At 40.5% G+C, this 8,230-nt stretch carries 9 protein-coding genes; 2 read left to right on the forward strand and 7 right to left on the reverse strand.

What is annotated here, in order from left to right; translation table 11 throughout:
• Positions 1 to 720: sel1 repeat family protein (locus GX756_06000; protein NLC17412.1), on the forward strand; the 720-nt coding region annotated here is incomplete at its 5' end.
• Positions 721 to 732: 12 nt separating this feature from the next.
• Here the strand turns inward: GX756_06000 and ybeY are convergent.
• The 5 genes from ybeY to GX756_06025 form a co-directional block, all read right to left on the reverse strand.
• A complete protein-coding gene (gene ybeY, locus GX756_06005) occupies positions 733 to 1,200 on the reverse strand; it encodes an rRNA maturation RNase YbeY (protein NLC17413.1) in 468 nt (155 codons plus the stop codon).
• Positions 1,201 to 1,204: 4 nt separating this feature from the next.
• The gene (locus GX756_06010) at positions 1,205 to 2,665 is read right to left on the reverse strand and encodes an HDIG domain-containing protein (protein NLC17414.1); all 1,461 of its coding nucleotides are present in this window, start codon (positions 2,663 to 2,665) and stop codon (positions 1,205 to 1,207) included.
• Positions 2,637 to 3,626: a PhoH family protein gene (locus tag GX756_06015; GenBank protein NLC17415.1), complete on the reverse strand. Its 990-nt coding sequence runs from the start codon at positions 3,624 to 3,626 to the stop codon at positions 2,637 to 2,639. The genes GX756_06010 and GX756_06015 overlap by 29 nt, the downstream gene beginning before the upstream one ends.
• A gap of 62 nt (positions 3,627 to 3,688) precedes the next feature.
• Entirely contained in the window at positions 3,689 to 4,867 is a 1,179-nt protein-coding gene (locus GX756_06020) for a sporulation protein YqfD (GenBank protein ID NLC17416.1), read from the reverse strand.
• Between the two features lie 15 nt (positions 4,868 to 4,882).
• On the reverse strand, positions 4,883 to 5,143 hold the full coding sequence (locus GX756_06025; protein ID NLC17417.1) for a hypothetical protein: 261 nt from the start codon (positions 5,141 to 5,143) through the stop codon (positions 4,883 to 4,885).
• Positions 5,144 to 5,367: 224 nt separating this feature from the next.
• Between GX756_06025 and GX756_06030 the strand changes: the two genes are divergently transcribed.
• Entirely contained in the window at positions 5,368 to 6,003 is a 636-nt protein-coding gene (locus GX756_06030) for a redox-sensing transcriptional repressor Rex (protein ID NLC17418.1), read from the forward strand.
• Between the two features lie 96 nt (positions 6,004 to 6,099).
• On the opposite strand, the gene htpG is transcribed toward GX756_06030, so the two are convergent.
• Both htpG and GX756_06040 read right to left on the reverse strand, forming a co-directional pair.
• Complete coding sequence (gene htpG, locus GX756_06035; protein ID NLC17419.1) at positions 6,100 to 7,977, reverse strand: molecular chaperone HtpG; 1,878 nt, start codon at positions 7,975 to 7,977, stop codon at positions 6,100 to 6,102.
• 75 nt (positions 7,978 to 8,052) lie between these two features.
• The coding region (locus GX756_06040; protein NLC17420.1) for a hypothetical protein at positions 8,053 to 8,230 on the reverse strand (178 nt) is incomplete at its 5' end.

An 8,230-nucleotide genomic window follows, 5' to 3' on the forward strand; every position in this document is an offset into this window, starting at 1 on the left:
CTTGCCGAAAAAGGCTATCCCGAAGCCCAAACTTATTTGGGCGATTTTTTCAAAACAGGGCACGGCGTAGAAAAGGATTATAAAAAAGCGGTCTATTGGTACTCAAAAGCCGCCCAAAATAATTATCCAAAAGCCCAGTTCGCTTTGGGCGTATGTTATGAGTTGGGTCTGGGCGTAAACCAAGATTATAAAGGCGCGGTTTATTGGTATGCCCAAGCGGCGCGAAACGGCTATGCCGAGGGGGAGTTCGCGCTTGGGATTTGTTATTTTTACGGAAAAGGCGTAGATAAAGATTATGAAAACGCCACCAGCTTGTTTATTAAAGCGGCGCAAAAAGGCCATGTGTCCGCCCAATGCAACGCGGCGTATTGTTTTCAACACGGCATAGGCGTTGAAAGAAATTACGCCGAAGCGGCAAGGTGGTATTACGAATCCGCCAAAAAGAAAGACGCTTTGGCCCAATTGAAACTTTCCTATTTGTATGAAAACGGGCTGGGCGTCACCAAAGACATTGAAAAAGCTGTTTTTTTTAATATTAAGTCGGCCGAAAACGGCAACATGGAAGCCCAATACCAATTGGGGTTGAGATTTTTAAAAGGCGACGGCGTCGCCAAAGACTTAAACGCCGCTAAAAAATGGATAACCGCCGCCGCCGTTAGAAAGCATCCTGAGGCGCTTAACTTATTAAGGCAGCTCAGATTGGAAAAAAAAGAAAAATAAGCGCCTTTTGCTTTATCTGTCTAATTTCAATTGGGATAAAATTTTGTCTTGCCAATATCGCATTATCTTTTGGTCTTCGGGATGGATATGGTCATAGCCAAGCAAATGCAATAGGCCATGGACAAACAAAAATCCCAATTCGCGTTTTAGAGAATGGCCGTATTCAATAGCTTGCTCCTGGGCTATTTCTTCGCAAATGACAATCTCGCCCAAAAATAAGGCGCGCGTTGTGCGGTCATACTCCGATGTAAATACATCTTTATCGGCTTTTTCGCCGGCTAATAGTTTTAGATTCGGATAGCTCAGCACGTCCGTAGGCTCTTCAATGGAGCGGGTTATTTTGTTGAGCTCTTTTATCTCGTCCTTGGTCATAAAATTAAGCCCCAAAGACAAGTATTTGGGCTGGCCTAACATCTTAATAGCTGTTTTGAATATCTTTTTATAAAACGGCTTTACCGCGTTTTCGGATATAATTTTCATTTTTTTAAACTTCCGGGTATTGAATTCTCTCGTGATAAAGACCGCCGAAAGCGTGGACAATGGTATTTTTTATAATGGCGAGTTCTTTTAAAGTAATATCGCAATTGTCAAACTGACCGTATCTTAAGCGCTGGTCAATTATGTCTTTTACAATTTTCTCAACTTTTTCGTATGTGGGTTCTTTCATCGCGCGCACGGTCGCCTCGGCCGCGTCGCAAATCATTATTATAGCCGCGACCTTAGAAGACGGTATAGGGCCTTGGTAGCAGTATTCTTTTATATTGATTTCCCTGTCGGTCATTTCTTTTGCCTTGTTATAAAAATAAAATATAGGCATTGTGCCATGGTGCTCCGCTGTAATGTCCGCTATCTCTTGGGGTATGCGGTATTCGGCGCATATTTGTTTGCCTTGGGACGCGTGCTTTCTTATAATATCGCATGAAACCTCGGGAGTAAGCCCGTCATGCGGGTTAACATCGCTAAATTGGTTTTCTTTAAAAAATCTCATGTTATTGTTATATAACTTGCCCACATCGTGATAATAAGCGGCTGCCCGGGCAAAATACGTATTTTCGTTAATCGCCCTTGCGCAAGTTTCCGCCAAGTTGGCCACCGTCAAAGAATGGTTGAATGTTCCGGGGGCGGTCTTTGCCAGCCTTAACAATAACGGTCTGTGGTGGTCGCAAAGTTCCATAAATCTAAAGTTGGAATTGATATTAAACATGGCTTCTATTATGGGCTGAAACAACAGCGCCAACAAGACAGATCCCAAAACCATAAAAGCGATAAATGGCAACTCGCCCAATAATTCCATAAAAGATTGGGGCGCTATTATAAGCTGATATAAGATTATAATTGGCAAGCTAATCAGGTTGACGGCGACGCCATTAATTACATATGTAAGCCTTCTGATATCGGTATTGATAACAATTGACAAAATTGTGCCCGCTGTTATGGTAAAAATCATAATGGGCAATAGCATTTGGGGTATGGGCTGCTCGGCCGATACCGCCATCGCCATAAGCGTAATATGAAGCATAAGCATGCTAAAGACATTGCCCAAAAAAGCCGTTTTTGTGTTGGTAAAGACGCTCAAAAGCAATACCGTAAGGGTAACGGGCATCGCGAAGACGCTTAATTTTTCTATCAAAATGCAAACGGCGTAATTTATAGCTATTACAAAGCAAATTACGCCAAACATTTTGGTGTTATAATTTTTTGGATCAAGATATTTTAACGCGAATAAAATTACGCAAAAACATAGGGCGAAAATAACCAAAAGATTGGCATAAGGAATAATAGTCTTGTCTAACGGCCTGCCGTCTATTATATTAAACCTTATAATCGCTACCGCCAATAAAAATATGACGCAGGCGAATATTATTATGGAATTGGCAAAGATTATTTTTTTGTTGTTATCTGATACTTTTTTATTATTATTTTCTATCGGTTTTGTCTCGTTCATCGGTTTTACCTTGGATGTTTTTGGTATCATTGTCATAAGCCGAAATTATGCTTCTAACCAAAGGATTGCGGACTATATCTTTGGAAGTTAACGTTACCGTGGCTATTCCTTTGATACCTGTCAATATTTTGGTCGCGTGAAACAGCCCGCTTGTCACGCCCGGCGGCAAGTCGGTCTGGGTGGTGTCGCCGTTAACAACAACCTTACTATCATTTCCAAGTCTTGTCAAGAACATTTTCATCTGCAATATTGTGGTGTTTTGTGCCTCGTCAAGGATAATAAACGCGTTAGACAAAGTGCGCCCGCGCATATACGCCAAAGGCGCGACTTCAATAATTCCGCGTTCCAGTAATTTAAGGTAATTGTCCATGCCGAACATCTCTTGCAAAGCGTCATACAAAGGCCTCAAATACGGGTCAACCTTGGTCTGGAGATCGCCCGGCAAAAACCCGAGCTTTTCGCCCGCTTCTATGGCCGGGCGGGTTAGGATGATTTTTTCCACCTCGCGCTTTTTGTAAGCGGCCGAAGCCAAGGCCACGGCAAGATAGGTCTTGCCCGTTCCCGCCGGGCCTATGCCAAATACTATGGTATTATTTTTGATTGCTTCCACATACTCTTTTTGGCCCAAGGTTTTGCATTTTATGGGTCTGCCTTTGGATGTCACCGCTATTGTTTCGGCGCTGATTGAAACTATCTCGTCAAGCCTGTTAAGCCGCGCCAAGTCTATGCCCGCCATGACCTTTTCTTTGCTTATCTCATAGCCTTTGTCCAAAAGCTCGCACAGCTTGTCCATTAACAGCTTGGCTTGCTCTACCGCTTCGTCGGCGCCTGAAATTTCTATAAAATTGTCTTTTTGCCTAATTGTCACTCCATAGCTTTCGCTGATTAACTTGATATTTTCATCGTATGCTCCGAAAAGTCTGAGCATCTTATCCGAATTAATATTAATGTATTCTGTCAAATATTTCTCCTATTTGTTTTATCTTTATTTGTCTTATTATATCATATCTTAATAAAAAATTACTACGATGTTAATTTTAGCCTTGCGCCCACTTTTAATTCGGTTTCAAAGACCGCGTCTATCCTTATAAGCCCGTTTTCTTCGCTTGTTTTGATAAAGCTGTTTAAAATTACGGCGTCTTTTGGGATTTTTTGCCTTGCCTCTTCCAAAATTTCCCGCCCGTAAAGCTCTTGGGCTTGCTCTAATGACAGCGCAATCAACTTCGGCTTGACTTCATAATATACGGTCTTATGTATTTTAAGCGGCAATAAAAAATTAATCTTGACTTGGCTGCTTTCGGCCTCGTAAAAGTTAAACGCAGGCTGATAACTTTTTGGGTTTTTTAAATTAAACAATTCCCAAAAAAATTTGGTTTTTTTGGCGCCCGTTCTTATGTACTTTACGCCGTCGCTAGCGTAATATTTGGTATGCGAAAACCAAACCTTGCCCCAAAATTCGCCCTCCGCCCTTATAGGCTCTTTGACTTTTTGGCTTCCCTCGTAATATTCCTCGTAAGCCGCCGCCAAAACTTCGCCTTTTTTTACTATGTCCCCTATTTTGACCAAAGCCGTTCCATTAAGCAGCGCAATCTTGGTAATTTGGCAATCGTATCCGCTGATTATTTCGTCCGCCGTTTTTTGGTCTTCTTCTTGCGGTTTTGGGATGCGTTCTTTGATATTGATTAGCAAAGTAACGCCTTTGATTTCCACGCTTACAAGACTTGCTTGGTTTAGTCGCGAGTTTAAATCTTGGGCTAGTTTTTTTCTGTCTATATTGTTGATTAATTTGCCTTTTTTTATGCCCAAACTATCAAGCGCCTCAAAGACCGCTTTATCGGCAATTTGCTCGTTGCCGTTGATTTTGATGTCCCAAACAAACATATTAAAGACGGCGATAATTATTATCGTCAATACAAAACCAATCAATAACCCTGGTCTTTGTTTCCAAAAGTTGATAAGGCTGCTTTTCAAGCTGCGTCTTGATAATATACGCACATTATACCATAAGGGATCTATGCGACCAAGCGCCTTTTTTAGCATTTTATCGGTCAAATCAAAGGTTACTATCCTATGTGATACGCGGCAAATATTGCGCATAATAACGCCCGAAACCGCCAAAGTATTTAACAATCTATCTAAATTAAGCCCTGTTATTTCTATTTTGTTTTTGCCAAAAATAAAATCGGCGATTTTTTGAAACATGATTTTTCCCTTGTTTTATTTGCCTACCACAACCGAATTAATGCTACCGATAATTATACAATCGTTATTGCTAAGATGTTTGATAATCAAATCCTGTCCCGTTACGGTCAAAATCTCTTTGTCTATCTTTAGTATTATTTCTTCGCTGTTAAAAAGCTTAAGGCCTTTGTGCCCCGCCACATAAACCGCTTTGCCGCCCAAAACGGTATATCTATAACGCATTATTATATCGGCGGGCAAGTCTATTAACTTGGATAACTCTGACATAAAATCCATAGATATTTAGGACGCCTTTTTGTTAATACTTATTTATTTTATGATTGATTGACAATATAATAGAAGTCTTTTGCTTTATACTATTTATTTACAAGATTTTTTTTATTTATTTATTGGGCTAAAGTTTTTGATATTGCGCTCACGATATTAGATAATAATTTTCATACCTTGTCAAAGAGTTACTATTATGCTATAATTATCATAATAAAACTTAGGAGGTTAAAATGGGGGATAAAACTCTTTCAAAAGAACTGATCGCGCGACTTCCTAGATATTTTAGATATCTTGACGATTATATGAATGTAGGGATAAAAAAGGTCTCCTCGGGCGAGTTGTCCCATAAAATGAATGTTACCGCCTCGCAAATCAGGCATGATTTGGGACATTTCACCGTTTCGGGACAGCAAGGCTACGGCTATAATGTCAAAGAACTATACGAAGAAATAAAAAGGGTTTTGGGGCTTAATGAGGAAAAGAAGGTAATAATTGTGGGCGCGGGCAATATCGGCAAGGCGCTTATATCCCACAGGATGTTTAGGAACAGGGGTTTTAGATTAATCGGCGTGTTTGACATAGCCGAGATGCCGGACATCGCGGGACATCGCGTGTATCCGATAAGCCAATTGCCTGATTTTATACAAGAACATAAGCCCGACATCGCTATACTGTCCGTGCCCTCCCAAGAAGCTTCCATAGTGGCCAAAGAATTAATCTCGCTCGGCATAAAGGCGTTGCTTAATTTTTGTTATGTTGATTTGGATGTGCCCGAAGATGTTATCGTGGAAAATGTCCATTTAAGGGACAACCTGATGGTGTTGGCTTATAAGTATGACAACCTTATCAAGAAAAAAAAGAAATAAATAAACAAAAAACGCTGAAAGAAAATTCAGCGTTTTTTTTATTTTTTGGGTTGTTTTATAGTTTTAGCGTTTTATATCAAAATCATTGACGCTTTTTTAAACCATAAGTTTGCAAATATTATTGGAAAACTCCACAGGGTCTGGCACGGACAGGCCTTCAATGATAAGCGCTTGGTCGTATAATAAATTGATATACAAATTAAATTTTTGCTCGTCGTCTTTGTAAGCCTTTTCAAGCGCCTTAAAAACATCATGGGAAGTGTTGATTTCTAATATTTTATCGGCCTTGACGCCCGGGTTGTTGGGCAAAGCTTGCAAGACTTTTTCCATTTCCAAAGACAAAGCGCCTTCGCTAGACATGCAAACGGGATGCGTCTTTAGCTTTTTGGAAGCGCGAACATCCTTTACCTTGTCTTTTAGTATTTCTTTGGCTTTTTGGAAAATGTCTTTGTATTTTTGGTCCTGGTTTTCATCGCCTTTTGGGCCGTCGCCCAAGCCCAAATCGCCGCTTTCGGACAATGACTTAAACTCTTTTTCTTTGTATTTGCCCATCATTTTTATGGCGAATTCGTCAATCTCGTCGGTAAAGAATAATATCTCGTAACCTTTGTCCGCGACCGCCTCGGTCTGGGGCAATTTGGCGATGCGCGCGACGCTCTCGCCTGTCGCGTAATAGATGTATTTTTGACCCTCGGGCATGCGCGAAACATATTCGTCCAAAGTAACTTCTTTCTTTTCTTTTGACGAATAAAACACTAACAAATCTTGCAAATCTTCCTTATCCGCGCCGAAATTGGCGTAAATACCGTATTTCAGCGTCTTGCCGAAGTTTTTGAAAAACTTCAGATATTTTTCGCGCTCCTTTTGCAGCATAGCAAGCAGTTCGGACCTGATTTTTTCTTTAATTTTTTTGGCGATGAATTTTAATTGGCGGTCGTGTTGCAACAGTTCCCTTGATATATTCAAAGACAAGTTTTCGCTGTCAACAAGGCCTTGAACAAAAGCGAAATAATCGGGCAGCAAATCAGAGCACTTGGACATAACCAATACGCCGTTTGAATAAAGCTCAAGACCTTTTTGATATTCTTTTGAGTAATAATCAAAAGGAACATATTCGGGTATATACAATATGGCTTTAAAGCTTGTAACGCCTTCAAGATCCAAGTGTATATAACTTAGCGGCTTGCCAAAACCGTAATGCTTTTCTTCATAAAATTTTTCATAGTCCTCGGGTTTTAATTCGGATTTGTTTTTGCGCCAAATAGGCACCATGCTGTTTAAGATTTCGTCCTCTTTATAGTCTTCGTATTCGTCTTTTGTGCCTTCTTTTTTGCGGCGCTTGGCGACAAGCATCTTTATGGGATATCTGATAAAATCCGAATACTTCTTGACAAGCGATCTTATACGATACTCTTCTAAAAACTCGTCATAGTTTTCCTCGTCTGAGCTGGGTTTGATTGTAAGGATAATATCCGTGCCGACGGTATCTTTTTGCGTCGGGGCGATAGTATATCCGTCAACTCCGTCCGATTCCCAAACAAAAGCCTGCTCGGCCCCGAACGCTTTTGAGATAACTTGGACATGTTGGGAGACCATAAACGCCGAGTAAAAGCCCACGCCAAACTGTCCTATAATATTGATATCTTCTTTTTGCTCGTTGGATTGCTTGAAGTCCCACGAGCCGCTTTTGGCGATTGTGCCTAGGTTGGACTCAAGCTCTTCTTGGGTCATGCCTATGCCCGTATCGCTTATGGTAAGCGTGCGCGCGTCCTTGTCAATGCTTATTCTTATATAATAATCGTCTTTGTTAAACTGTATTGAATTGTCTGTCAGGGCTTTGTAATACATCTTGTCCAAAGCGTCGCTGGCGTTGGAGATAAGCTCCCTTAGAAATATTTCTTTATGGGTATAGATTGAATTAACCATAAGCTCAAGCAGTCTTTTGGATTCGGCTTGAAATTGTTTTTTTTGCATTCGTCACCTCCTAAAAAAGCTCTTTTTTTCAATAAAATATTTAAATCAATATTGGGGGTAAAGTCAAATATTTTTTTAATACCGTATGTTAGACGAAAAAGCGTCTTTTATTAACTTGACTTCGTCGCCTATTATTTCCACGACATCAAACCGCATAGGCAAATCAAATAAGTTGTTTTGCTTAATATATGTTATCGCGGCTTTGGCGATATTTTGGCGCTTTTTGTAACCTATGGCCTCCGAAGGGTAGCCA

The sequence above is a fragment of the Clostridiales bacterium genome (assembly GCA_012512255.1).
Taxonomy (GTDB): Bacteria; Bacillota; Clostridia; order Christensenellales; family DUVY01; genus DUVY01.

Bases quoted from the DNA above. Each gene is read 5' to 3' on its own strand.
- ybeY (NLC17413.1), bottom strand. From the start codon at position 1,200: ATGAAAATTATATCCGAAAACGCGGTAAAGCCGTTTTATAAAAAGATA.
- GX756_06010 (NLC17414.1), bottom strand. From the start codon at position 2,665: ATGAACGAGACAAAACCGATAGAAAATAATAATAAAAAAGTATCAGAT.
- GX756_06020 (NLC17416.1), bottom strand. From the start codon at position 4,867: ATGTTTCAAAAAATCGCCGATTTTATTTTTGGCAAAAACAAAATAGAA.
- GX756_06025 (NLC17417.1), bottom strand. From the start codon at position 5,143: ATGGATTTTATGTCAGAGTTATCCAAGTTAATAGACTTGCCCGCCGAT.
- GX756_06030 (NLC17418.1), top strand. From the start codon at position 5,368: ATGGGGGATAAAACTCTTTCAAAAGAACTGATCGCGCGACTTCCTAGA.
- htpG (NLC17419.1), bottom strand. From the start codon at position 7,977: ATGCAAAAAAAACAATTTCAAGCCGAATCCAAAAGACTGCTTGAGCTT.